At 59.8% G+C, this 960-nt stretch carries 2 protein-coding genes; both read right to left on the reverse strand.

What is annotated here, in order from left to right; all coding sequences use genetic code 11:
• A partial coding sequence (locus tag H7J06_RS18300; protein ID WP_264040445.1) for a Gfo/Idh/MocA family protein occupies window positions 1-628 on the reverse strand: 628 nt, incomplete at its 3' end.
• A gap of 38 nt (window positions 629-666) precedes the next feature.
• The coding region (locus H7J06_RS18305) for an aromatic-ring-hydroxylating dioxygenase subunit beta (protein WP_275079596.1) at window positions 667-960 on the reverse strand (294 nt) is incomplete at its 5' end.

Genomic DNA, 960 nt, shown 5'->3' on the forward strand with positions numbered 1-960 from the left:
CGTCCCATATTGTCGACGCACGCACTGTTCTGGCCACACCGCCGACTATCTGCCGCACGATATCGACCTGGTGAGGCCCCTGGTTGAGCACTGGCCCGTTAGTCGAGCGCAATTCCGAAGTCGGCCACGGTCGCCGATTGAAGTCATTGAAGTTCCAGGTGTTCACCATGAGCAACTCGCCGAGATCGCCACTGCGTACCAGTTCGGCCATCGCTCGCACCGGCGCGTCGAAGCTGTGTGTGTGGCCGGCCATCAGCTGCACGCCCGCTGCCTGGGCCGCCTCGACCATTGCAGTGCACTCGTCGATCGACATGGCCAACGGCTTTTCGACGATCATGTGTTTGCCGTAATGTGCGGCCATCAGGGCATGCTCCCGATGCAGTTCCGGAGGAGTAGCGATGTAGACGACGTCCACGCTTGGATCGGCACACAGTTGCTCTGCGTTGGTGTAGGTGCGGCCTGCGAACTCGGTGGCGAAGCGGGCAAGAGAGTGGGACCGGGTATCAGCTGCCGCCACAACCCGATACGGCAGCGACGACATGTCCGGGTACTGCTGGAAGATTCTGGCGACTGCCTGACCGATTCCGAGAAATCCTAGGCCTAGTTCGCGTGAAGCGACATCTGTCATGTGTGCGACCTAACTGAGGGCTATTGGACGACTGGGCATTAGAAGAAGATCGAAATCGCTCGTGGGAGAACGCTATGCGCCAGCGTGATGACCCGGGCGGCCAGCACCAGACCCGCTTGTTCATCCAACCGCAGAACATCCTGTCGTTTGCCGATAAAGAAGCACTCGTGGCGTTCATGGCGCACGAGAAACACCATGACGCTGGATCGGACGCTCAGCTCTTGATCGGATACATCGGTGACCAGGATGTCGCTGACAATGCGCTGAGTGATCGTGCGTGGAGTTTCCCCGGGAGCGAGCCCAGTAGCCAGCCGGGCAATTCTCAGCTTCAG

Source organism: Mycolicibacterium hodleri (genome assembly GCF_025822245.1).
Lineage (GTDB): Bacteria > Actinomycetota > Actinomycetes > Mycobacteriales > Mycobacteriaceae > Mycobacterium > Mycobacterium hodleri.